This is a genomic window from Rhodococcus sp. DT1, assembly GCF_049844875.1.
GTDB lineage: Bacteria > Actinomycetota > Actinomycetes > Mycobacteriales > Mycobacteriaceae > Rhodococcus.
This window is the reverse complement of the sequence record NZ_JBNCLW010000005.1, coordinates 112,665-134,197: the sequence shown is the minus strand read 5'-3', so window position 1 is coordinate 134,197 and position 21,533 is coordinate 112,665. Positions and strand designations below refer to the sequence as shown.

General features: G+C 66.6%; 20 protein-coding genes. 12 read left to right on the top strand and 8 right to left on the bottom strand.

Annotated elements, in window-relative coordinates; all coding sequences use genetic code 11:
• Window positions 1-64: 64 nt before the first annotated feature.
• Window positions 65-1,282: an acetyl-CoA C-acetyltransferase gene (locus ACLQ3J_RS14000; RefSeq protein WP_425903657.1), complete on the bottom strand. Its 1,218-nt coding sequence runs from the start codon at window positions 1,280-1,282 to the stop codon at window positions 65-67.
• 189 nt (window positions 1,283-1,471) lie between these two features.
• On the opposite strand from ACLQ3J_RS14000, the gene echA20 reads away from it, so the two are divergent.
• From echA20 to ACLQ3J_RS13965, 7 genes are all read left to right on the top strand, one after another.
• Complete coding sequence (gene echA20 / locus ACLQ3J_RS13995) at window positions 1,472-2,233, top strand: (7aS)-7a-methyl-1,5-dioxo-2,3,5,6,7,7a-hexahydro-1H-indene-carboxyl-CoA hydrolase (protein WP_169623094.1); 762 nt, start codon at window positions 1,472-1,474, stop codon at window positions 2,231-2,233.
• A 30-nt stretch (window positions 2,234-2,263) separates the two neighbouring features.
• Window positions 2,264-3,157, top strand: a complete 894-nt coding sequence (gene ipdA / locus ACLQ3J_RS13990; protein ID WP_206037455.1) for a cholesterol ring-cleaving hydrolase subunit IpdA — start codon at window positions 2,264-2,266, stop codon at window positions 3,155-3,157.
• Window positions 3,154-3,912, top strand: coding sequence for a cholesterol ring-cleaving hydrolase subunit IpdB (ipdB, locus tag ACLQ3J_RS13985; protein WP_169623093.1), 759 nt, complete (start codon window positions 3,154-3,156; stop codon window positions 3,910-3,912). Before ipdA ends, ipdB begins: the two co-directional genes overlap by 4 nt.
• The gene (locus ACLQ3J_RS13980; RefSeq protein ID WP_169623092.1) at window positions 3,909-4,988 is read left to right on the top strand and encodes an NAD(P)H-dependent flavin oxidoreductase; all 1,080 of its coding nucleotides are present in this window, start codon (window positions 3,909-3,911) and stop codon (window positions 4,986-4,988) included. Before ipdB ends, ACLQ3J_RS13980 begins: the two co-directional genes overlap by 4 nt.
• Window positions 4,989-5,127: 139 nt before the next feature.
• Complete coding sequence (locus ACLQ3J_RS13975; RefSeq protein ID WP_425903850.1) at window positions 5,128-7,122, top strand: CocE/NonD family hydrolase; 1,995 nt, start codon at window positions 5,128-5,130, stop codon at window positions 7,120-7,122.
• A gap of 95 nt (window positions 7,123-7,217) precedes the next feature.
• Window positions 7,218-8,117 carry a cyclopropane mycolic acid synthase family methyltransferase gene (locus tag ACLQ3J_RS13970; RefSeq protein ID WP_425903655.1) on the top strand — a complete coding sequence of 300 codons (900 nt, stop codon included), beginning with the start codon at window positions 7,218-7,220 and terminating at the stop codon, window positions 8,115-8,117.
• A 421-nt stretch (window positions 8,118-8,538) separates the two neighbouring features.
• Window positions 8,539-8,862 carry a helix-turn-helix domain-containing protein gene (locus ACLQ3J_RS13965; RefSeq protein ID WP_425903654.1) on the top strand — a complete coding sequence of 108 codons (324 nt, stop codon included), beginning with the start codon at window positions 8,539-8,541 and terminating at the stop codon, window positions 8,860-8,862.
• 12 nt (window positions 8,863-8,874) lie between these two features.
• Here ACLQ3J_RS13965 and ACLQ3J_RS13960 read toward each other — a convergent pair whose 3' ends face one another.
• The 7 genes from ACLQ3J_RS13960 to ACLQ3J_RS13930 form a co-directional block, all read right to left on the bottom strand.
• Window positions 8,875-9,057 carry a YbdD/YjiX family protein gene (locus tag ACLQ3J_RS13960; RefSeq protein ID WP_425903653.1) on the bottom strand — a complete coding sequence of 61 codons (183 nt, stop codon included), beginning with the start codon at window positions 9,055-9,057 and terminating at the stop codon, window positions 8,875-8,877.
• Window positions 9,054-11,381, bottom strand: a complete 2,328-nt coding sequence (locus ACLQ3J_RS13955; RefSeq protein WP_425903651.1) for a carbon starvation CstA family protein — start codon at window positions 11,379-11,381, stop codon at window positions 9,054-9,056. Before ACLQ3J_RS13955 ends, ACLQ3J_RS13960 begins: the two co-directional genes overlap by 4 nt.
• Window positions 11,382-11,549: 168 nt before the next feature.
• Window positions 11,550-11,819, bottom strand: a complete 270-nt coding sequence (locus ACLQ3J_RS13950) for a DUF2277 domain-containing protein (RefSeq protein WP_169623088.1) — start codon at window positions 11,817-11,819, stop codon at window positions 11,550-11,552.
• A gap of 145 nt (window positions 11,820-11,964) precedes the next feature.
• Window positions 11,965-13,119 carry an acetyl-CoA C-acetyltransferase gene (locus ACLQ3J_RS13945; protein WP_425903650.1) on the bottom strand — a complete coding sequence of 385 codons (1,155 nt, stop codon included), beginning with the start codon at window positions 13,117-13,119 and terminating at the stop codon, window positions 11,965-11,967.
• Window positions 13,116-13,739, bottom strand: a complete 624-nt coding sequence (locus ACLQ3J_RS13940) for a TetR/AcrR family transcriptional regulator (protein WP_169623086.1) — start codon at window positions 13,737-13,739, stop codon at window positions 13,116-13,118. Before ACLQ3J_RS13940 ends, ACLQ3J_RS13945 begins: the two co-directional genes overlap by 4 nt.
• A 61-nt stretch (window positions 13,740-13,800) precedes the next feature.
• Window positions 13,801-14,616 carry an SDR family oxidoreductase gene (locus ACLQ3J_RS13935; protein ID WP_169623085.1) on the bottom strand — a complete coding sequence of 272 codons (816 nt, stop codon included), beginning with the start codon at window positions 14,614-14,616 and terminating at the stop codon, window positions 13,801-13,803.
• The gene (locus tag ACLQ3J_RS13930; protein ID WP_169623084.1) at window positions 14,613-15,821 is read right to left on the bottom strand and encodes an acyl-CoA dehydrogenase family protein; all 1,209 of its coding nucleotides are present in this window, start codon (window positions 15,819-15,821) and stop codon (window positions 14,613-14,615) included. The genes ACLQ3J_RS13935 and ACLQ3J_RS13930 overlap by 4 nt, the downstream gene beginning before the upstream one ends.
• 44 nt (window positions 15,822-15,865) lie before the next feature.
• Here ACLQ3J_RS13930 and ACLQ3J_RS13925 point away from each other — a divergent pair, with 44 nt between their 5' ends.
• From ACLQ3J_RS13925 to ACLQ3J_RS13905, 5 genes are read left to right on the top strand one after another with little or no spacing between them, the layout of a single operon-like run.
• Complete coding sequence (locus ACLQ3J_RS13925; protein ID WP_169623083.1) at window positions 15,866-17,413, top strand: FadD3 family acyl-CoA ligase; 1,548 nt, start codon at window positions 15,866-15,868, stop codon at window positions 17,411-17,413.
• Window positions 17,410-18,279: an enoyl-CoA hydratase gene (locus tag ACLQ3J_RS13920; RefSeq protein WP_169623082.1), complete on the top strand. Its 870-nt coding sequence runs from the start codon at window positions 17,410-17,412 to the stop codon at window positions 18,277-18,279. The genes ACLQ3J_RS13925 and ACLQ3J_RS13920 overlap by 4 nt, the downstream gene beginning before the upstream one ends.
• Entirely contained in the window at window positions 18,279-19,439 is a 1,161-nt protein-coding gene (locus ACLQ3J_RS13915) for an acyl-CoA dehydrogenase family protein (RefSeq protein WP_425903647.1), read from the top strand. The genes ACLQ3J_RS13920 and ACLQ3J_RS13915 overlap by 1 nt, the downstream gene beginning before the upstream one ends.
• The gene (locus ACLQ3J_RS13910) at window positions 19,436-20,413 is read left to right on the top strand and encodes an acyl-CoA dehydrogenase family protein (protein ID WP_169623080.1); all 978 of its coding nucleotides are present in this window, start codon (window positions 19,436-19,438) and stop codon (window positions 20,411-20,413) included. The genes ACLQ3J_RS13915 and ACLQ3J_RS13910 overlap by 4 nt, the downstream gene beginning before the upstream one ends.
• On the top strand, window positions 20,410-21,459 hold the full coding sequence (locus ACLQ3J_RS13905) for an acyl-CoA dehydrogenase family protein (RefSeq protein WP_378528684.1): 1,050 nt from the start codon (window positions 20,410-20,412) through the stop codon (window positions 21,457-21,459). The genes ACLQ3J_RS13910 and ACLQ3J_RS13905 overlap by 4 nt, the downstream gene beginning before the upstream one ends.
• The last annotated feature ends 74 nt before the right edge of the window (window positions 21,460-21,533 follow it).

Below are 21,533 nucleotides of genomic sequence, written 5' to 3'. Positions count from 1 at the left end.
ACGTCCGGGCGGCTCCTGCTGCGGCGTGCGCAGTAGGAGCCACCCGGACGTCGGCGTCAGGGGATCAGCTCAGGCGTTCGAGCACCATCGCCATACCCTGACCACCACCGACACACATCGTCTCCACACCGAACTGCTTGTCCTGCTCACGCAGATTGTTCAGCAGCGTGTTCGTGATCCGCGCACCCGTCATACCGAACGGATGCCCCAGCGCGATCGCACCACCGGAGATATTGAGCTTGTCCTCGTCGATCCCGAGTTCACGAGCCGACCCGAGCACCTGCACCGCGAACGCCTCGTTGATCTCGAACAGATCGATATCCGAGATTCCCATCCCCGCATTGGCCAGCGCCCGGCGAGTCGCATCGATCGGGCCCAGACCCATGATCTCCGGCGACAAGCCCGACACCCCGGTCGAGACGATCCGCGCCAGCGGCGTCAACCCGAGAGCCTTCGCCTTCGTGTCGGACATGATCACCAGCGCCGCAGCACCGTCGTTCAGCGGGCACGCATTGCCCGCGGTGACCGTGCCGTCCGGACGGAACACCGGCTTGAGCTGGCTGACCTTCTCGTACGTGGTGCCGGCGCGCGGGCCGTCGTCGGTGGAGACGACGGTGCCGTCGGCCAGCGTGACGGGCGTGATCTCCTTTGCGAAGAACCCCGACTTGATGGCTTCCTCGGCCCGGTTGTGTGAGCGGACGCCCCACCGGTCCTGGTCTTCGCGGGAGATGCCCGTGTAGGACGCGACGTTCTCGGCGGTCTGGCCCATCCCCAGGTACACGTCCGGGAGCAGACCGTCCTTGCGCGGGTCCGTCCAGGCGACGCCACCCTCGGCCAGCGTGGCACTGCGCGCCTGCGCGTCGTCGAACAGCGGGTTCTTGGTGTCGGGCAGGCCGTCGGCATTGCCGGTTACGAAGCTCGACACCGACTCGACACCGGCGGAGATGAACACGTCGCCCTCGCCGGCCTTGATCGCGTGAAGCGCCATGCGGGTGGTCTGCAGCGACGACGAGCAGTACCGGTTGACGGTCACGCCGGGAAGGAAGTCGTAGCCGAGCTGCACGGCGACCACGCGGGCGATGTTGAAGCCGGACTGGCCGGCGGGCTGTCCGCAGCCGACCATCAGGTCGTCGATCTCCGCCGGATCCAGGTCCGGAATCTTCGCGAGTGCCGCGGCGACCATCTGTGTCGCCAGATCGTCGGGGCGGATCGACGCGAGCGCACCCTTGCGCGCGCGCCCGATGGGCGATCTCACGGCCGACACGATTACTGCTTCGGTCATCTTCTCTCCTCGTATTCGTTATGTAACAGGTTGGGGCCGAACGCAGTACGCCCTCAGATTTCGAGGAAATCGCGTTTCGGCGAGGGAGCTGTGGCGCGGGCGAGCATTCCGGGCTCCTGTGCCCCACAGGGTTCGTGTGCTAACTTACCAAGCAATCGCTTGGTTTGGTACAGACGTTAGGAACATGCCATGGGCATCACCTCGACCTCCGACAGCGCCGGTATCACCACGGTCACCGTCGACTTCCCCCCTGTGAACGCCCTCCCCTCGCAGGCGTGGTTCGACCTGGCCGACGCGGTCCTCACCGCCGGTAAGGACCCGAAGACGCACGTCGTGATCCTCCGAGCCGAGGGCCGAGGCTTCAACGCGGGCGTCGACATCAAGGAAATGCAGGCCACCGAGGGTTACGAGGCCCTCATCGCCGCCAACCACGGTTGTGCCGCGGCCTTCGCAGCGGTCTACGACTGCGAGGTTCCCGTGATCGTCGCCGTGAACGGCTTCTGCGTCGGCGGCGGCGTCGGCCTCGTCGGAAACGCCGATGTCATCCTCGCGTCCGACGACGCGGTCTTCGGCCTCCCCGAGGTGGACCGGGGTGCACTCGGAGCGGCAACGCACCTCGCGCGTCTCGTGCCGCAGCACCTCATGCGCACGCTCTACTACACGGCACAGAACGTGACTGCCCAGCAACTCGAGCACTTCGGTTCCGTCTACAAGGTCGTCCCGCGTGACGAACTGGACGGGGCCGCACGCGAGGTCGCCGAGATGATCGCGGCCAAGGACACCCGCGTCATCCGCCGGGCGAAGGAAGCGATCAACCGCATCGACCCCGTCGATGTCAAGACCAGCTACCGCATCGAGCAGGGCTTCACGTTCGAGCTCAACCTCGCCGGGGTCGCCGACGAGCATCGCGACGAATTCGTCGCCACCGGAAAAGCCCGGACCAACAGCTGAAGTCCCCTCTCTCACAGGAGTTCGAAACCCATGCGTGACAAGAGAATGTCGCTCGACGATGTGGTCGGCGAGCTGCGCAGCGGAATGACCATCGGCATCGGTGGCTGGGGTTCGCGCCGCAAGCCGATGGCACTGGTCCGCGCGATCCTGCGATCGGACATCACCGACCTGACGGTCGTGACCTACGGCGGCCCGGACCTCGGCCTGCTGTGCTCGGCCGGGAAGGTCAAGAAGGCGTACTACGGTTTCGTCTCCCTCGACTCGGCACCGTTCTACGACCCGTGGTTCGCCAAGGCCCGCACAGGCGGCGAGATCATCGCGCGCGAAATGGACGAGGGAATGGTCAAATGCGGCCTCGAGGCCGCCGCCGCGCGCCTTCCCTTCCTTCCGATCCGCGCCGGACTCGGTTCGGACGTCGTCGAATTCTGGGAAGGCGAACTGAAGACCGTCACCTCCCCCTACCCGGGGCCGGACGGCACCGAGACCTTGATCGCAATGCCCGCACTGAACCTCGATGCGTCGCTGGTGCACCTCAATATCGGTGATGCACACGGCAACGCCGCGTACACGGGTGTCGATCCCTACTTCGACGACCTCTACTGCATGGCCGCCGAGAAGCGCTACGTCTCGGTCGAGCGGATCGTCGACACCGAAGAACTCGTCAAATCCGTTCCGCTGCAGTCCATCGTTCTCAACCGGATGATGGTCGACGGTGTTGTCGAAGCACCCGGCGGTGCGCACTTCACCCTCGCGGGTGACAGTTACGGGCGCGACGAGAAGTTCCAGCGTCATTACGCCGAGTCGGCCAAGGACCCCGAGTCCTGGCAGAAGTTCGTCGATCGCTTCCTGTCGGGCAGCGAAGACGACTACCAGGCCGCCGTCCAGAAGTTCGCAGCCGAATCCAAGAGTGGGGAGCAGGCATGACCACCACCGAGACCGTCACGCGCGCCGAGTACTGCGCGGTCGCGTGCGCCGAGATCTTCTCCGGCGCAGGCGAAATCATGGCCAGCCCGATGGCCACTCTCCCCCAGATCGGCGCCCGGCTCGCCAAGCTCACCACCGAGCCCGACCTGCTGATCACCGACGGGGAAGCACTCATCCTCGCCGAGGTTCCGCCGCTCGGCGCCAAGGCCCCGATCGAGGGATGGATGCCGTTCCGCAAGGTGTTCGACGTGGTCGCGTCCGGTCGGCGCCACGTGGTCATGGGTGCCAACCAGATCGATCGCCACGGTAACCAGAACCTCTCGGCCTTCGGTCCGCTCCAGCACCCCACCCGCCAGATGTTCGGCGTGCGCGGCGCCCCGGGCAACACCATCAACCACGCCACGAGTTACTGGGTCGGCCGGCACACCGCTCGGGTGTTCACCGACAAGGTCGACATCGTCTCGGGCGTCGGATACGACAAGATCGATCCCGAGAATCCGGCGTACCGGTTCCTGAGCATCCCCCGCGTCGTCACCAATCTCGGTGTCTTCGACTTCGGCGGCCCGGGCCACACGTTCCGGGCACTGTCGCTGCACCCCGGTGTCGAGGCCGCAACTGTCGCCGAGAACACCTCCTTCGAGGTTGCCGGGCTGAACGAGGCCGGCGTGACCCGCGAACCGACCGCCGAGGAACTGCGGCTCATCCGCGAGGTCCTCGACCCGAAGAGTCTGCGCGACCGCGAGGTCTCCCTGTGACAACCCTGCGCACGCCCCTCACGGAACTGGTGGGCATCGAACATCCCATCGTCCAGACGGGCATGGGATGGGTGTCCGGTCCCCGCTTGACCGCGGCAACGTCGAACGCGGGCGGCCTCGGCATCCTCGCCTCGGCAACGATGACGTACGCCGAACTCGAGGCCGCGGTTGCGAAAACCAAGTCCCTCACCGAGAAGCCGTTCGGCGTCAACATGCGCGCCGACGCCTCGGATGCGGCAGAGCGCATCGATCTGCTGATCCGGGAGAACGTCAAGGTCGCGTCGTTCGCGCTGGCCCCCAAGAAGGAACTGATCGCCAAGCTCAAGGACCACGGCATCGTCGTGATCCCGTCGATCGGCGCCGCCAAGCACGCGGTGAAGGTCGCGTCGTGGGGTGCGGACGCCGTGATCGTGCAGGGCGGTGAGGGCGGTGGGCACACCGGCCCGGTCGCCACGACACTGTTGCTGCCGAGCGTGCTCGACGCGGTCGACATCCCGGTGATCGCCGCGGGTGGTTTCTTCGACGGGCGCGGGCTCGCCGCTGCCCTCTCGTACGGCGCCGCCGGCGTCGCGATGGGCACCCGGTTCCTCCTCACGAGCGACAGCGCGGTACCGGACTCCGTCAAGCAGCAGTATCTTGCGCGGGGCCTCCAGGACACGACCGTCTCACTCAAGGTGGACGGCATGCCGCATCGCGTGCTCAACACCGATCTCGTGGACAGCCTCGAACGGTCCAGTTACGCGAAGGGTTTGGTCGCGGCGGCACGCAATGCGACCAAGTTCAAGTCCATGACCGGGATGAAATGGTCCACTCTCGTCCGGGACGGTCTCGCGATGAAGAAGGCGAGCGATCGCACCTGGCAGCAGATCATCATGGCCGCCAACACTCCGATGCTTCTGAAAGCCGGTCTGGTCGACGGTAATACGGAAGCCGGTGTCCTCGCCTCCGGCCAGGTCGTCGGCATGGTCGACGACCTGCCGAGTTGCCAGGAACTCATCGATCGGATCGTCGCCGAGGCGGTCGAGCGAATCGACGCTCTCGGCGCCCTGCGCGAGTCGGGACGACCCGCAGCCTGATCACGCCCTCGTAGCACAGCAGCACCCGGCCACCACGTGGCCGGGTGCTGCGGCGTTTCCCGGCAAGGGGGAGCGCCGGCACGGTACCGTGCCCCGAAAAGCTGTCACGGCAGGTCGGGGGTCCCGCGTGCGAAAAGCAATGTCCCGGGTGTCGGTCGCGGTGGCGATCACGACGATCGCGCTGGCCTCGGCCGTTCCGGCAGTGGCCAACCCGTCCGGTGGTTCCGATGCGGTGGCGTGGCAAGCAAGCGTGGACGTTCCCGACGCCTATCCCGGGACCGCAGTCGATTGGGACGTCCCCATCACGCTCAGCGACGGTACTGTGCTGCGGGCGAATGTGTTCCGGCCGGCGAATGCCGACGGCTCGCCCATTGCCGAGCCGACGCCGGTGGTACTCAACCTCACGCCCTACACAAAATTGCTGTCCACGCTCGCCTCAGTGGCCATGGAGGATCCGTCCGTCGGACCGGTCGTCGAGGATCTCGGCACCACCTTGAATCTGGGTGCCCCGCTCGACGGGATCACCGAACTCGCGGCCCCCGCATCGCAACTCGGTAAGGCGTTCGGACTCAACCGCGACCTGGTGCAGAACGGGTACACCCAGGTCGTCGTCGACGTTCGCGGCACCGGATTCTCCCACGGTCAGTGGCAGATCCTGGGTCCTCGCGAACAACAGGACACCGTCGAGGTGATCGACTGGGCGGCTTCGCAACCGTGGTCCAACGGCCGCGTGGGGACGACGGGCGTGTCGTACTCGGCGATCAATCAAATCCAGGCTGCGGGGCTTCGGCCCCGTGCTCTCGACGCCGTGTTCGCGGTCGAACCCGGCAACGATCTTCTCCGCGACATCGTCGGAACGGGTGGCGCACTGGGCATCGGTTTCATGCCCGCCTGGCTCGGCCTCGTCAACGGGCTCAAGTGGTTGCCCGATGTGCAAGCGCTGATCGAGGGCCGGTTCGACGCGCAGTGGTTACGAGATCGGCTCGCCGATCCCGCCACGAAGATCCCGGAACTGCTGGAAGTCATCACAGCTCCGACTGTCGACGACGTGTCTCCCGGCGCTCTGGAGGTCGCACAGGACGGACCCTTCTACCAGGATCGGCAGGCGGACCTCGAGTCGATCACGGTGCCTACTTTCGTATTCGGGAACTGGCACGACATCTTCGCGAACAGCGAACCCGACATCTACAACCGGATTCCCGTCGAACCCGGCCGTAAGCAACTCGTCATGGGCGACGGGTACCACGCCGTGACGGGTACGAGTTTCGGCACGCCGGGGCATCCGCCGAACATCGCTGCACTGCAGCGCGCGTGGTTCGACCGGTGGCTCCGGGATATGGACAACGGAATCGAAGAGTACGGGCCCGTGACACTGTTGCAGCAGGGCGGCGGCTGGACCACCACCGAACGCTTTCCCCGCGCCGGAGTCCGCCACCAGAAGCTGTTCCTGGCGGCCGCGCCGAGCGGGAGTGCGGGGCATGCGGCGCACGACGGGAGACTCGTGTCCACGCCCCCGGTCGACGCGCGGCGCCTCACCGTGACGCCGGGATTGCGCGGGTTCTGTTCGCGGGAAGGTGCGCAGGGCACGGCCGGCATCACGGTGTTGCTCGGCTCGGTATGCAGCAAGGACTCCCGGTTCCACGAGGCCGAGGCGCTGACGTTCACCACCGATGTGCTCACCGAGCCGATCGTGCTGTCGGGACCGATCAACGTGCACCTCAACACCGCCCTCGACGCCACGGACGGATTCTGGTCGGTGTCGGTCAACGACGTTGCCCCGGACGGGCGCTCCACGGTCCTTTCCAGTGGGTCGCTGGTCGCCTCCCTGCGCGCGATCGACGATTCCCTGAGTGAGTTCACGGCCGACGGCGACTACGCCGAGGCACACCCGAGCCTCACTCTGGCGACGAGACAGCCCGTCGTTCCGGGCGAGCCGACATCGCTCGACATCACCACCATCCCCACGGATGCGGTGCTCGCACCGGGGCACCGACTGCGCATCGATGTGTATGCCGCGAACGTTCCGCGGTCCCTTCCACTGGGACCGATGACAAGGGAGAGCGGACTGCGGCCGCAGCACCTCGAGCTCGACCCGACCGCACCGAGTTTCGTTACTCTGCCGACAGTGGGCTGACGCAACTGGGAGAATGAGTCGTCAGCACCGCCCGGGTGGTCGCGCAACCACGACGCGGTGTGAAGTGTGCAGCCACCACCGTGAAGGGTGCCTCGATGCCGAAACTGACGCCGTTCTATGAGAACGTCCAATCCCATTACGACCTGTCCGACGACTTCTTCGACCTGTTCCTGGACCCGACGCGCACCTACAGTTGTGCGTTCTTCGAGACCGACGACATGTCGCTCGAGGATGCCCAGAAGGCGAAGATCGACCTCTCCCTCGGTAAGTGCGACCTCCGGCCGGGCATGACGCTGCTCGACATCGGGTGCGGATGGGGGTCGACGATGCGGCGGGCGATCGAGCGGTACGACGTCAATGTCATCGGCCTGACCCTGAGCCGCAACCAGTACGAGCACGTCTCCGAGATGATTTCCGGGCTCGCGCTGGGGCGCCGCTCCGCGGAAGTCCGATTACAGGGCTGGGAGGATTTCGACGAGCCGGTGGACCGCATCGTGAGCATCGGTGCTTTCGAGCATTTCCGCCGGCGGCGCTACGACGCGTTCTTCGAGCGCACCTCGCGCATGCTGCCCCCGGACGGCCGGATGATGCTGCACACCATCGTCGGCCACTCGCGGCAGTTGCTCGAGGACATGGATGTGGAGGTGAACCGGGACGACGCGCTGTTCCTGCGGTTCATCCTCAGAGAGATTTTTCCCGGTGGGCAGCTTCCGGAACGGGACATGATCATCACCGGCGCCCAGCGCCACGGCTACTGGGTGCAGAACATCGAATCGCTGCAACCGCACTATGCGCACACACTGGATCTGTGGGCGCGCGCACTGGAAGCGCGCCATGACGAGGCAGTCGAACTGGCCTCCGAAGAGGTCTATCAGCGGTACATGCGATACCTCACCGGCTGCGCGGAGAATTTCCGGCGGGGCCTGATCGATCTCCAACAGTTCACCCTCGTCAAGCACAACCGGAGCCGAGCGGGCAGCCACCGTTCAGGATGACGACGATCACAGAAATCTGCATTGGTCGCTGTAGACATTCCGGTTTGTCGGTTGTAGATTATGTGTTGTAAGTGAGAGCGAGTCCGAAAGAGGGCGAGAACGAACTGCCCGCTCAGGAGTCGAAAAGGCTTGGAGTAGGGCGCGTCGAGGCAGTGAGTTGAGTAGGTAAACCTCGAAGCGTCCGACTCCATCGGGGCCGGAGTTGGTGCGGCCCCAGGACATAAGGAATTACCCGGCTTGGAGGTGGTGCGCGGTCAGTTATCGAGATCAGGTTCCGTCCACCGAGGCGGGACACAGGTAGAAAGGCCGACCGACCAGTTGGCCCGTGCAAGTAGATATCTACGAACGTAAACCCCTGGACCCCGGCGCCGTAGGCGCCGGGGTCCCCGTCCATGTATACGAAGGGCGACACGCACACCTCGTGAAACAGAACAACGACGCCGAAGACATGTTCGACGACGAGAACTTCCCTGCGTACAGCATGGGACGCGCCGCCGAGCTGCTCGGCGTCACCCAAGCCTTCCTCCGGAGTCTCGACACCGCGAACCTGGTCAATCCGATGCGGTCGGAAGGCGGGCACCGGCGGTATTCGCGATATCAGCTTCGCATCGCCGCCCGCGCGAGGGAACTCGTCGACCAGGGCACCGCACTCGATGCGGCGTGCCGGATCATCATCCTGGAGGATCAGCTCACCGAAGCCCTCCGCATCAACGACGAACTGCGCCGCAGCAAACACGACGAGTAACCGGCAACGCGGTCAGCAGCACCTCGCGCCGGGGTTCGCGTCCGCGTCCGCGTGACGCTCCCGCCAGTACTGACGCTCGCTCGGGACAGGACATCCCGGGTGAAGCCTGCGGTGCAGTTCCACATAGCGCGCGTAGTCGTGGTCACCCATCAACGCTCCGACCCACCACCACACTCGGCGCAGTACCGAGGTCATGAGGTGCCCGTCTTCTCGTGAGCGTGCCGGCGCAACGGGCCGTCCCGCGTCACCGCCGCACCGGGAGGCCGGACCTTGCCCGACGCGATCAGTTCGTCCCACTGCTTCTGCAACTCCCGCTCGGCGGGGGTCGGAACGAACCCAGCGGGAGCGAAGATCTTGGACGGTACGTCCGGCGACTCCGTCGTCGGAAGCCCACCCGCACGTACGGCCTTGACGCACACGACGAGACCCGCCGCTACCACGACGAGCACGAGTCCCGCGAACACGATCGACAACGTGCCCTGGATGAACGTGTTCCGGATGACCGCGTCGATCTCGTCGAGGCTGTCCGCCGACCCGAACGCGGTCGCGCCCGAGTTCTTTGCGTCGACGAAGGCGCGGTGCTGTGCCCAGTACCCCACCGCACGGTCCGAGGAGAAGATCTTCTGCCAGGACGCGGTCATCGTCACGATCAGGTCCCACACCAGCGGAACACCGGGAATCCACGCCCACTTCGTCATTCCCTTCTTCACCACGATCGTGAGAACGACGGTCAGCGCGATCGCCGCGAGCAACTGGTTGGCGATGCCGAACAGCGGGAAGAGGGTGTTGATGCCGCCGAGCGGATCGGTCACGCCCATCAGCAGGATCGCGCCCCACGCGGCGACGACGACCAGCGAGCAGAACCATGCGCCGGGCCGCCAGGACGGATCCTTGAAGCGGCGGGCCGGACCACCGAAGTTGCCGAGCGAGTCCGAGAGCATGAAGCGGGCGACGCGGGTTCCCGCATCCACGGTGGTGAGAATGAACAGCGCTTCGAACATGATCGCGAAGTGGTACCAGAACGACTTGAGAGCGTCGCCACCGAACAGGTCGCTGAGCACCTGGGACATACCGAACGCGAGCGTCGGCGCACCACCTGTGCGGGAGATGATCGATTCCTCCCCGACCGCTGCCGCGGCCCCGGCGATCTGCTCGGGAGTGATATCCGGCGACGACAGGCCGAGTCCGTTGACGTAGGCCGCCGCGGTCTCCGGGGTGCCTCCGGTGAGCACTGCGGGGGCATTGAGCGCGAAGTACAGGTGCTGATCGATGATGCAGGCCGTGACCAGCGCCATGATCGCGACGAACGACTCGGTGAGCATTCCGCCGTATCCGATCAGCCGGATCTGCTTCTCTTTCTCGAGCATCTTCGGGGTGGTGCCCGACGAGATCAGGGCGTGGAAACCGGACAGTGCGCCGCACGCGATGGTGATGAACAAGAACGGGAACAGCGAACCTGCGAACGCGGGTCCGTTCCCGGCGACCGCGAACGACGAGACGGCCGGCATCTCGATCACGGGACGGGCGACGAGGATGCCCACGGCGAGCAGGATAATCGTGCCGACCTTCATGAACGTCGAAAGGTAATCGCGCGGCGCGAGCAGCAGCCAGACCGGTAGTACCGACGCCGCGAACCCGTAGGCGATCATCAGCCATGCGATGGTGACCGGAGAAAGGGTGAACCATTCCGTTCCCCAGTTCGTTTCGGCGACCCACCCACCGGAGATGATCGCCAGCAGCAACAGGGCCACTCCGATGAGCGAGACCTCCGCGACTTTGCCGGGTCGCAGGAACCGCAGGTACACGCCCATGAACAGGGCGATCGGGATGGTCATCGCGATGGAGAACAGCCCCCACGGGCTCTCGGCCAGGGCATTGACCACGACGAGTGCGAGTACCGCGATGAGAATGACCATGATGACGAAAACCGCGATCAGGGCGGCGGTTCCGCCGACAACGCCGAGTTCTTCGCGCGCCATCTGTCCCAGGCTGCGCCCACGGCGCCGCGTCGAGATCCACAACACGAGGAAGTCCTGGACCGCTCCGGCGAAGACCACTCCGACGACGATCCAGATCGTGCCGGGCAGATAACCCATCTGCGCGGCGAGAACCGGACCGACGAGCGGTCCCGCGCCTGCGATCGCGGCGAAATGATGACCGAACAACACCCGCCGGTCGGTCGGCATGTAGTCCTTGCCGTTCTCGAGCACCTCGGCAGGAGTGGCACGATCGTCGCGCGGTTGCACGATCTTTCGCTCGATGAACTTGGCATAGAACCTGTACGCGATCAGATAGGTACAGACCGCCGCGATGACGAACCACACGGCGTTGACGTCCTCGCCGCGCACCAGCGCGATCACGGCCCAGGCGACGGCACCGGCGACCGCCAAGAGGACGAACACGATGCGCGCGGTCAGCGACATCGGAGTTCGATCGACGACGCCGACCGGCGGCAGATCCGGGTCCGTACGGAGATATTCGACGTACTCGTGGCTGTGCGGCGACTGCTCGACGGCCATTTCGGCTCCTCACCGGGTCGGCGCGGGACCGTGCGCGACGCCACGGTGGTCCGCGTCGTCGCGCACGATGCTGGCCTGCGTCACGCTACTCGCGCAAAGCCGGTGAGAACCGGGAAAATGGTCCGAATGCAGAGGTTCGGGTGCGTACTGCTGCGGGGCTCTACGGCGTCAGCCGCGCGCCGCCATCCGCGCCCGGACCTCCGGACGCCGCAACGGCGGAACGGTGCGGGGAGGCTGTCTCCGTTCGGGCAGCGACGCCAGCAGCCTGGTGGTCGTCGCGGCAACCTCGGCGACAGCCCGGTCGAACGGCTCCCGGGTCGCGTCGGACAAGGACTGGATTCCGGTGACTTTACGGACGTACTGCCGGGCGGCCGCCTCGATCTCCTCGGCGGTCGCTGCCGGTTCGAGTCCGCGCAGCTCTGTGATGTTCCGGCACATATTCCGAAGGGTAGTCCCGAACCACCGTTCCGACAGCGCCTAGCACGTTACGGACGTGTACCGGCAGCGCATCCCCGAACCGTCGCGTCGGTAACACGCGCGCGGTGTCCGCCCCGGCCGGCAACCGGGGCGGACACCGAGGACGTCAGGAGTCGAGACGCTCGATGATCGTCACGTTGGCGGTGCCGCCGCCTTCACAGATCGTGAGCAGTCCGTAACGACCACCGGTGCGCTCGAGTTCGTTCAGGAGCGTCGACATCAACTTGGTGCCGGTCGCGCCGAGGGGATGACCGAGCGCGATCGCGCCGCCGTTGACGTTGACCTTCGCCGGATCGGCGCCGATCTCCTTGATCCAGGCCAGCACCACCGGTGCGAACGCCTCGTTGATCTCGATCAGGTCGATGTCGTCGATCGTCAGGCCGGTCTTCTCGAGGGCGTACTGCGTCGCCGGAATCGGCGCGGTCAGCATGAAGATCGGGTCGTCACCGCGTGCGCTGAGGTGGTGGATCCGCGCGCGGGGCTTCAGGTTGTACTTCTTCACGGCCTCGTCCGACGCGAGCAACACCGCGGAGGCACCGTCGGAGATCTGGCTCGCGACGGCTGCGGTGAGGCGGCCGCCTTCCACGAGCGGCTGCAGCGACGCCATCTTCTCGAGGCTGGTCTCACGCGGCCCCTCGTCGACGGTCGCGTCACCGAGCGGCACGGTCTCGTTGTCGAAGCGGCCCGCCGCGATGGCGGCCTTGGCACGCTCGTGACTCTGCAGAGCCCACTGCTCGAGTTCTTCGCGGCTGATGTCCCACTTGTCGGCGATCATCTCGGCGCCCTTGAACTGCGACACCTCGTCACTGCCGTAGCGCTCGGTCCAGCCCGTGGACCCGCCGAAGGGCGTGTCGAAGCCGTACTGCTGCCCGGCCGTCATCGCCGACGAGATCGGGATCTGCGACATGTTCTGCACGCCGCCCGCAATGATGAGGTCGGCGGTATTGCTCATGATCGCCTGAGCGCCGAAGTGCAGCGCCTGCTGGCTCGACCCGCACTGGCGGTCGACGGTCACCCCGGGCACGTGCTGCGGGTACCCGGCAGCGAGCCAGGCGGTACGGGCGATGTTGCCGGCCTGACCGCCGATGGCGTCGACGCAGCCGAACACCACGTCGTCCACGTCGCCCGGATCGATTCCGGTGCGCTCGACGACGGCCTTGATGACGTGCGCGCCGAGATCGGCCGGGTGCACGCCGGACAGTCCGCCCTTCTTCTTGCCGATCGGTGTGCGCACCGCGTCGACGATGTAGGCCTCGGTCATGATTGCTCCTTATGCAGATCCGGGTTCGACAGTCCGTCGAGAACGATGGAAAGGTACTGCTGCGCAACTTGTTCTACGGTGAGGGCGCCGCCGGGGCGATACCAGCGCACCGCGACCCACACGGTGTCGCGGACGAACCGGAAGACGAGTTCGACATCGAGATGCGGCCGGAACGTACCGTCGGCCACGCCACGCTCGAGGACACCGATCCACAACTCCCGGAATTCGGTGTTCCGTTCGGCGATGTACGCGAAGCGTTCGCCCTCGAGGTGCTTGGCCTCGTCCTGGTAGATCGCCACCGCCGAATGCGACCTGTCGATCGACTCGTACGACGTGGTCACCAGAGCCTCGAGCGTCGCACGGGAGTCGAGCCCCGACGCGACGATCTTGTGATACCGGTCGAACAGGTCGTCGAGGAATCCGCGCAGGATCTCGTCGACCATCGATTCCTTCGAATCGAAATGGTGGTAGAGGCTCCCCGAGAGAATCCCGGCCGCGTCGGCGATGTCGCGCACGGTGGTCGCGCGGACGCCCCGCGAAGCGAAGAGATCGGCAGCAATGGCGAGCAGTTCGGCGCGGCGTCCCGACTTACCGTTGCTGTCGTCGCGAGATGGAGTCATGGAGACATCCTTTCAAGCTGCCGCGCGCGGTCCCGGTTGCGGGGAGCCGCGCACGGGCGCATCAGGCGCGCTGCGAGGAGACGGAGACGACCTCGCCGGTCAGGTATGTGGTGTAGTCGCTCGCGAGCATCGCGATGGTGGCTGCGACTTCCCACACCTCCGCGGCCCGGCCGAAGGCTTCACCCGCGGCAAGCCGGTCGAGCAGTTCCTCGCTGGTGACCTTCGCGAGGAAGGCGTGCCGGGCGATGGACGGGGCGACCGCGTTGATCCGCACTCCGTACTCCGCGGCCTCGATCGCCGAGCATCGGGTGAGCGCCATGACGCCGGCCTTCGCCGCGGCGTAATGCGCCTGCGAGTGCTGGGCACGCCAGCCGAGCACCGACGCGTTGTTGACGAGCACGCCGCCGTGATCGACCGAGCGGAAGTAGCGCAGCGCCGCGCGGGTCGCGCGGAAGGTGCTGGTGAGGGTGATGTCGAGGACGCGGTCCCACTGGTCGTCGGTCATGTCCACGATCGGGGTTTCCCCGCCGAGACCCGCGTTGTTGATGAGCACGTCGATGCGGCCGAGTTGTTCGGCGGCACCGGAGATCAGGGCATCGACCTGTTCGGTGGACGAGACGTCGCACACGATCGACGCGACCTGCTGCTCGGGAAACTCCGCCGCGAGCTTGTCGGCGGCTTCACCGAGACGGCGCTCGTGGAAGTCGGAGACCAGCACGTCGGCGCCCTCGAGCAGAGCGCGCCGCGCCGAGGAGAATCCGATCCCGGTTCCCGCGGCGGCGGTGACGACGACCTTCTTCCCCGTCAGCAGACCGTGGCCCGGTGTTTCGACGGGCGCGGTGGCCAGGGGTGAAATGGCGCTGGGCGAAGTGGTCACGGACGTGCCTCCCGGGGAAGGCCGAGCACGCGCTCGGCGATGATGTTGCGCTGGATCTCGTTGGATCCGCCGTAGATGGTGTCGGCGCGGGTGAACAGGAACAGTCGCTGCCACTCCGCGAGTTCGAGGTGTTCGGGGTCCGTGAGGACGGACGGCGTGCCGGCGTGGTCGTGGTCGGGACCCACCAGCGAGGCCGCGCCCTCCACATCCATCGCCAGTGCGCCCAGGTCGCGGTGCCAGTTGGCCCAGAACAGCTTCGCGACGGATGCCTGTCCCGGATCTGCGTCGTCCAGGGTACGCACCGCGTGCGCCCGCATCACCCGCAGTCCGATGCGGGCACGGGCGATCTTCTCGCGGACGGCAGGATCGTCGAGCGCGCCGTTCGCCGCGGCGACATCGGTGATGGTCCGGAGTTCGCGCGCGAACCCGATCTGCTGGCCGAGGGTCGAGACACCACGCTCGAAGGTCAGCAGGCCCATGGCGACCTTCCAGCCGTCTCCGGGCGTGCCCACCACGAGGTCTGCGTCGGTCACGGCGTCGTCGAAGAACACTTCGTTGAATTCGGACGTGCCGGTGAGTTGCTGAATGGGACGCACCGTCACGCCGGGCTGGTCGAGCGGTACGAGCAGGAAGCTCAGGCCGTGGTGCCGGGACGATCCCGGTTCGGTGCGGGCGACGACGAAAGCCCACTGCGCGACGTGCGCGAGGGAAGTCCATACCTTCTGGCCGTTGATGACCCACTTGTCGCCGTCGAGACGGGCGGTGGTGGAGACGTTCGCCAGATCGGAGCCGGCGCCGGGTTCGGAATAACCCTGCGCCCACAACTCGGTGACGTTGCGGATTCCGGGAAGGAAGCGCTGCTTCTGTTCCTCGGTTCCGAATGCGATGAGGGTGGGACCGAGCAGTTCCTCGCCGAGGTGGTTGACGCGGGCGGGGGCGTCGGCTTTCGCGTATTCCTCGTGGAAGATGACGCGCTGTTCCATCGTCGCGCCCCGCCCGCCGTATTCGGTGGGCCAGCCGATGCAGGTCCAGCCCGACGCCGCGAGGTGGCGATCCCACGCGAGTCGTTGTTCGAAGAATTCGTGTTCGCTACCGGGTCCGCCTTTGCCTCTGAGCCCGGCGAACTCGCCGGTCAGATTCTCTTCGAGCCACTGTCGTACGGTGGCCGCGAACTCCGCATTGTCCAGGCTCTCGCTCTCGTGCACGTCTGTACGATAACCTACCAAGCAATTGCTAGGTAGGGAGCTACGTGAACACAACACCCGGAACCACGCCGGCCGCCCTCATCCGTGCCGTCGGCGACCACGCGAACGGACTCGCCGTCGTCGACGGCGATACCCGTCTGACCTTCTCTGAATTGCACGACCGTGTACGGGACTTCGCTGCCGCACTCGTGGCCCGCGGATTCCGGCCCGGTGACCGCGCCGCTATCTGGTCCCCCAACACTTTCCACTGGGAGATCGCCGCTTTGGGCGTGCACTGGGCGGGCGGAGTCGTCGTCCCCGTCAACACCCGCTACACAGGCAGCGAAGCCGCCGACATCGTCGAGCGAGTGCACGCCGCAGCCCTCGTCGTGGCCGGGGAATTCCTCGGCAGCGACCGTTTCACCCAGTTGCGCAACGCTGCACCCGAACTCGTCCTTCCGACCGTCGTGCGGGTCCCGCTGGGCGGGAACGACGCTCCCCGCGACGACGTATTCGAGTGGGACGACTTCCTGGCAACCGCGACCGAGGATCTGCGCACCGAGGCCGACGCTCGCGCGAACGCCGTGCAACCCGACGATGTGGCCGACATCCTTTTCACTTCCGGCACCACCGGCCGCAGCAAAGGCGTACTGAGCGCGCATCGCCAGACCATCGGTGTCGCCGACGCCTGGGGTGACTGCGCCGAACTGTCTCCCGACGACAACTATCTGATCATCAACCCGTTCTTCCACAGCTTCGGCTACAAGGCCGGCTTCATGGCGGCACTGCTCGAGGGTGCGACGGTGATCCCCATGGCGGTGTTCGACACCGAGAAGGTCATGGAGATCGTGTCACGGGAGAACATCAGCGTGCTTCCCGGAGCACCCACGATCTACCAGTCGATTCTCGATCACCCCCGGCGCGACGAGTACGACATGTCGACGCTCCGCATCGCCATCACGGGAGCCGCGCCGGTGCCCGTCTCCCTGGTCGAGCGGATGCAGCGGGAACTGAGCTTCGACGCGGTACTCACCGCGTACGGGCAGACCGAAGCCGTGGTCGCCACGATGTGCCGGGTCGACGACGATCCGGTGACCGTGTCCACCTCCTCGGGCCGCGCCACCGCCGGCTTCGAGGTACGCATCGGCGAGAAGGACGAGATCCTGCTCCGCGGACCCAACGTGATGCTCGGATACCTCGACGATCCCGAGGCGACCGCCGCCACCATCGACCCGGACGGCTGGCTGCACACGGGCGATGTCGGCGTGCTCGACGAGCGCGGTTACCTCGACATCACCGACCGGCTCAAGGACATGTACATCAGCGGCGGGTTCAACGTGTACCCGGCCGAAGTCGAAGCCGCGTTGCTCCGTGTTCCCGGGGTACACGAGGTGGCGGTCATCGGGGTGCCCGACCCGCGCATGGGCGAGGTCGGGCGGGCGTTCGTCGTCCCACTGGACGGGCAGCAGCCCACAGAGGACGACATCATCGCGTATGCCAAAGAGAAACTCGCCAACTTCAAGGTTCCGCGGTCGGTCCGGTTCGTGGACGCACTGCCCCGAAACCCGTCCGGCAAGGTACTGAAAAACGTTCTGCGTGAGGAGAAGTCATGACCGTCCCGTTCGAACCCGACGTCGTCACCTACGAGGTGCGCGACGGCGTCGCGATCGTCACTCTCAACCGTCCCGACTACCGCAACGCGCAGAACTCGGTCATGACCTACGCCTTGGACGCCGCATTCGAGCGGGCTGTCGAAGACGACGAGGTGAAGGTGATCGTGCTGGCCGGCAACGGTAAGCACTTCTCCGCCGGCCACGATCTCGGCACCCCGGGCCGCGACCACCACGTGCACTACGACAACAAGGCCGTCATGTGGTGGGACCACGTGGACAAGGCCGGCGGCGACCAGCGTTACGCCCGCGAGATGGAGGTGTATCTCGGGATGTGCCGCCGTTGGCGTGAGATCCCGAAGCCGACCATCGCGTCGGTGCAGGGAGCGTGCATCGCCGGCGGCCTCATGCTCGCGTGGGTGTGCGATCTGATCGTTGCCTCGGAGGACGCGTTCTTCTCCGATCCCGTGGTGCGCATGGGTATCCCGGGCGTCGAGTACTTCGCGCATCCGTGGATTCTGGGAACGCGGTTCGCGAAGGAGATCCTCTACACCGGTGATCGCTTCAGCGCGCAGCGCGCCTACGAGGTGGGCATGGTCAGCCGGGTCGTTCCGCGTGAAGAACTCGAATCCGAAACCCTCTCTCTCGCCTCGCGTATCGCCGAGATGCCGCGCTTCGGCCTGGCGCTGACCAAGCGTGCCGTGAACCAGTGCGAAGACCAGATGGGGATGCGCAACGGCATGGATTCCGTCTTCGGCCTGCACCACTTCGCGCACGCGCACAACGCCGAAGTGGGCGCCGACTCGCTCGGTGGCATGAACGCCAAGTCGATGGCCGCGAGCGCGCGGCCCACCCAGGAAGGGAAGTAGTGGACCTCGAACTCGACGACGACACCCTCGCGTTCCGCGACGAGGTGCGCGCGTTCCTGAAAGAGAACGTGCCGCAGACTCCGCTGAAGTCCATGGACACCGCGGAAGGTTTCGAAGAACACCGCCGGTGGGAGCAGCAACTCGCCGATGCGCGGATGTCGGTGGTGTCCTGGCCGGCCGAACTCGGTGGCCGCGATGCGAATTTGCAGCAGTGGGTCGTGTTCGAAGAGGAGTACTACCGCGCGGGTGCGCCCGGGCGCGTGAGCCAGAACGGCATCTTCCTGCTCGCCCCCACGCTCTTCGAACACGCGCACCCCGACCAGCTCGCACGGATCATGCCGCGCATGGCACGCGCCGACGACATCTGGGCCCAGGCCTGGTCCGAACCCGAGTCGGGCAGCGACCTCGCGTCGTTGCGCTCCACCGCGACCCGGGTCGACGGCGGCTGGCTGCTCAACGGCCAGAAGACCTGGAGCTCGCGTGCCTCGTACGCGGACATGGGTTTCGGTCTCTTCCGGTCCGACCCGGATGCGCAGCGACACAGGGGCATCACGTACTACATGTTCGATCTGCGGGCCGAGGGCGTCACCGTCAGGCCCATTCCCCAGCTCGACGGTGAGCCGGGGTTCGCGGAGATCTTCCTCGAGAACGTCTTCGTGCCCGACGATCCGGCGAACCCCGGCGAGTCCGGAGTGATCGGCGCGGTCAACGAGGGCTGGCGGGTTGCGATGAGCACCGCGTCCAACGAGCGCGGGCTGTCGCTGCGCTCCCCCGGCCGGTTCCTCGCGGCCACCGACCGCCTGCTGCGCAGCTACCGCGACTCCGACCTGCACGGCGATACGGCGACACGCAACCGCGTGGCCGACGCGTGGATCGGCGCACGTGCCTACGAGCTGTCCACGTGGGCAACGGTCACCCGTCTGCAGAGTGGTGGCCAGCTGGGCGCGGAATCGTCGATCAACAAGGTGTTCTGGTCCGAGTGGGACATCGCGACCCACGAGACCGCTCTCGGCCTGCAGGGACCGGACGCCGAACTCGTCGACGGCTGGACCGACGGTTACCTGTTCTCGCTGTCGGGCCCGATCTACGCCGGCACCAACGAAATCCAGAAGAACGTCATCGCCGAGCGGCTGCTCGGCCTTCCGAGGGGTGACCGATGAGATTCGCACTCGACGAGTCGCACGAAGACTTCGCGTCCAGCATCGACGCCCTGCTCACCAAGTCGGATATGCCCGCGGTGATCCGGGCCTGGAACACCGGCGACACCACCGCCGGTCTCGCAGTGTGGCAGCGGCTCGCCGACACCGGCGTCAACGGGTTGCTCGTCCCCGAGGAGCACGACGGTCTCGGCGCCGACGCGGTCGACCTCGTCGTTGCCCTCGAGCAACTGGGCCGCCACGCCGTTCCCGGACCGGTCGTCGAGACCGTCGCGGTGGCGCCGGCGTTGCTCTCCGCCGTGGCACCCGAGAAACTCGCCGCGCTCGCCGGCGGGTCGCTCGCCACCGTCGCTTTCGCACCGCATGTCCCCTATGCGGTGGACACCGACGTCGCGGCCCTGGTGCTGCACGTCGCCGACGGAACCGTGTCGGTGGGCACTGCCGGACCTGCGCGCGAGTCGGTCGATCGGTCACGCCGCCTGTCCGAAGTCTCGCCGTCCGAGACGCTCGGCACGACCGATACGGCCGCGGCGTTCGACATCGGCGTACTCGCGTCGGCCGCTCAGTTGCAGGGTCTCGGCCGGACGTTGCTCGAGACGACCGTCGAATACGCGCAGCAGCGCAAGCAGTTCGGACGGGCGATCGGCTCCTTCCAGGCGATCAAGCACCACCTCGCCGAGGTGGCCGTGGGTCTGGAGATGGCCCGGCCTCTCCTGCACGGCGCCGCACTCGCGATGCGCGACGGGCTTCCGACCGCGTCGCGCGACGTCTCGGCCGCCAAGGTGGCCTGCGGGGACGCCGCGTACCGGGCCGCTCGCACCGCACTGCAAGTGCACGGCGCGATCGGCTACACCCAGGAATACGACCTGTCGTTGTGGATCACCAAGGTCCGTGCCCTCGTCACCGCCTGGGGCACGCCGGACGCACACCGGGCGCGGATCGTCGACGCGCTGGAGAAGGCCGAGGTGGCGTCGTGACGTTCGAATCCGAAGACCGCGCTGCACTGCGCGAGTCGGTGCGGATGCTGCTCGCCAAGCACTCCGACTCCGCCGCGGTGCGCAAAGCGATCGCCTCGCCCGACGGGTACGACGCCGACCTGTGGACACGGCTCGTCGAGCAGGTGGGCGTGGCCGCGCTTGCGATCCCGGAAGAATACGACGGTGTCGGCGCGTCTCTCGCCGAAACCCACGTGGTCCTCGAAGAACTCGGCCGCACGCTCGCACCCACGCCGTTCCTCGGCTCCGCGGTTCTCGCCGCGCAGGCGCTGCTGCTGTCCGGTGACGCCGACGCCGCAGGGCGGCTGTTGCCCGGAATCGCCGCCGGCGAGATCGTGGCCGTGTGCTGGGCGTCGAAGTCCGGCTGGGACACCCCCGGTGTCGTCGCCGACGGCGACGTCCTGACCGGCACCGCTCACTACGTGCTCGGCGGAGACGTCGCATCGGCACTGCTCGTGCTGGCCACCGACGGCGACACGACCGCGTTGTTCGAGGTGGACCCCGCCGCGGAGGGGGTCAAGCGCCGCCGGGTACCCACGATGGATCCCACCCGCACTCTGGCAGAGGTCTCGTTCTCCGGGGTCACAGGCACCCGTGTGCCGTGTCCTTCCGACCTCGTCGAGCGATTGCGGTCGGTCGCGGTGATCGCGGTGTCGGCCGAGCAGGTCGGGGCGGCGCAGGCAGCGCTCGATCTCACCGTCGAGTACACCAAGAACCGCAAGCAGTTCGGCCGGGTGATCGGGTCGTTCCAGGCACTCAAGCACCGCATGGCCGACATGTACGCGCTGGTCGAGACCGCGCGGTCGATGTCGTACGCCGCTGCACTGTCGCAGGATCCGCAGGACGCGTACGCCGCCAAGGTCTACTGTTCGGAGGCTTTCGAGCAGGTGGCGTCGGAAACGATCCAGTTGCACGGCGGTATCGCCATCACGTGGGAGCACGACGCGCAGTTGTACTTCAAGCGTGCCCACGGCACCGCCCAGTTGTTCGGCCCGCCGCGCGCGTATCTGCAGGCGATCGCGGGCTGACCGGGAATTCGTCTTTCGTCCGTGCCGATTCCCCGTGCCGGGACCGCGCCACCTCGTAGCCCTGCACCAGGGCT

Bases quoted from the DNA above. Each gene is read 5' to 3' on its own strand.
- ACLQ3J_RS14000 (WP_425903657.1), bottom strand. From the start codon at position 1,282: ATGACCGAAGCAGTAATCGTGTCGGCCGTGAGATCGCCCATCGGGCGC.
- echA20 (WP_169623094.1), top strand. From the start codon at position 1,472: ATGGGCATCACCTCGACCTCCGACAGCGCCGGTATCACCACGGTCACC.
- ipdA (WP_206037455.1), top strand. From the start codon at position 2,264: ATGCGTGACAAGAGAATGTCGCTCGACGATGTGGTCGGCGAGCTGCGC.
- ipdB (WP_169623093.1), top strand. From the start codon at position 3,154: ATGACCACCACCGAGACCGTCACGCGCGCCGAGTACTGCGCGGTCGCG.
- ACLQ3J_RS13975 (WP_425903850.1), top strand. From the start codon at position 5,128: ATGTCCCGGGTGTCGGTCGCGGTGGCGATCACGACGATCGCGCTGGCC.
- ACLQ3J_RS13970 (WP_425903655.1), top strand. From the start codon at position 7,218: ATGCCGAAACTGACGCCGTTCTATGAGAACGTCCAATCCCATTACGAC.
- ACLQ3J_RS13960 (WP_425903653.1), bottom strand. From the start codon at position 9,057: ATGACCTCGGTACTGCGCCGAGTGTGGTGGTGGGTCGGAGCGTTGATG.
- ACLQ3J_RS13955 (WP_425903651.1), bottom strand. From the start codon at position 11,381: ATGGCCGTCGAGCAGTCGCCGCACAGCCACGAGTACGTCGAATATCTC.
- ACLQ3J_RS13950 (WP_169623088.1), bottom strand. From the start codon at position 11,819: ATGTGCCGGAACATCACAGAGCTGCGCGGACTCGAACCGGCAGCGACC.
- ACLQ3J_RS13945 (WP_425903650.1), bottom strand. From the start codon at position 13,119: ATGACCGAGGCCTACATCGTCGACGCGGTGCGCACACCGATCGGCAAG.
- ACLQ3J_RS13940 (WP_169623086.1), bottom strand. From the start codon at position 13,739: ATGACTCCATCTCGCGACGACAGCAACGGTAAGTCGGGACGCCGCGCC.
- ACLQ3J_RS13920 (WP_169623082.1), top strand. From the start codon at position 17,410: ATGACCGTCCCGTTCGAACCCGACGTCGTCACCTACGAGGTGCGCGAC.
- ACLQ3J_RS13910 (WP_169623080.1), top strand. From the start codon at position 19,436: ATGAGATTCGCACTCGACGAGTCGCACGAAGACTTCGCGTCCAGCATC.